The 1,227-nt window shown below is 68.5% G+C and carries 2 protein-coding genes; one reads left to right on the top strand and one right to left on the bottom strand.

Annotated elements, in window-relative coordinates; genetic code table 11:
- The coding region (locus ACFWF3_RS36405; protein ID WP_379318746.1) for a 3'-5' exonuclease at nt 1-809 on the top strand (809 nt) is incomplete at its 5' end.
- 51 nt (nt 810-860) lie between these two features.
- Here the strand turns inward: ACFWF3_RS36405 and ACFWF3_RS36400 are convergent.
- The coding region (locus ACFWF3_RS36400; protein WP_379318744.1) for a universal stress protein at nt 861-1,227 on the bottom strand (367 nt) is incomplete at its 5' end.

Raw genomic sequence — 1,227 nt, 5'->3', positions numbered from 1 at the left:
CCCTCGACATCCTCACCGGTTCCGCCCCGCAGGACATCGAAGACGAACTCGATCCCGAGATCCTGATGGCCTACGACCTGATCGACGCGTCCCAGCTGGCCCAGCGCCAGGAATTCGGCAACCGCCAGACCACCGCCGAACGCGCCGCGGGCGACCGGACCTGGACCTACGGGCACGTGATCGTCGACGAGGCGCAGGAGCTTTCGGAAATGGCGTGGCGCATGGTGATGCGGCGCATCCCGAATCGCTGGATCACCGTCGTCGGCGACGTCGCCCAGACCGGTGATCCGGCCGGCGCGTCGTCCTGGCAGCGGGTGCTGGAACCGTATGTGGCACAGCGCTGGAAGCTCACCGAGCTCACGGTGAACTACCGCACTCCCGCCGAGATCATGGCGGTCGCGGCCGATGTGCTCGCCGAGATCGATCCGGGTACCAAGGTGCCGCGTTCGGTGCGCGAGACCGGCAATCCCCCACGCGCCTACCGGGTGTTGCCCGCCGACGTCGCGGGCGAGGTGGCGCGGTTGCTCGAGGTCGAGCACGGTCCGGGTACCTCCGCGGTCCTCGCTCCCGCGACCCTGGTACCCGAATTATCCTCGCTGGCAGGTGAATCCGTTCAGGTCCTCACCGTGCACGACGCGAAGGGCCTCGAGTTCGACCGGGTGTACCTGGTGGAGCCACAGGCGATCCTGGACGAGTCCCCCCGCGGACTCAACGACCTGTACGTCGCGCTGACCCGCGCGACCCAGCGACTGGCCGTGGTGCACACCGAGGACCTCCCCGAGGTGCTGTCCGCGCTCGAACCGGCCTGAGACACAACGAAGGCCCCTGACCGCAGTCGGTCAGGGGCCTTCCTCGTCGAACTAGCGGACGGTGTGCACGATCAGCACGTCCGAACGGGACTTGCGGGCCACGTCCGAGGGGACGGAGCCGAGCAGGCGACCGGTGAGGGTGTTGAGGCCTCGGTTGCCGACGACGAGCAGGTCGGCGTCCACTTCGTTGACGAGGTCGAGCAGCGAATCGACCGGCTCGCCGACGATCGCGCGGTCGACGATGTTCTTCGCACCGGCGGCCAGCGCCTTCTCCCGGGCGACGTGCAGGATCTCGTTGGTCGGGGCCGAGCCACGGACCTGGTAGGCCTCGTCTTTGAGCACATCGGCGGCAGCGGCGACGTCGCGGTCGTCGGTCGGGAAGTAGGCGCAGGCCAGCACGAGAGTTGCCTCAGCGTCC

Origin of the sequence: Nocardia sp. NPDC060220, assembly GCF_042727815.1 — a bacterium.
Classification (GTDB): Bacteria; Actinomycetota; Actinomycetes; order Mycobacteriales; family Mycobacteriaceae; genus Nocardia.
This window is presented reverse-complemented; position numbering and strand designations above follow the sequence as displayed.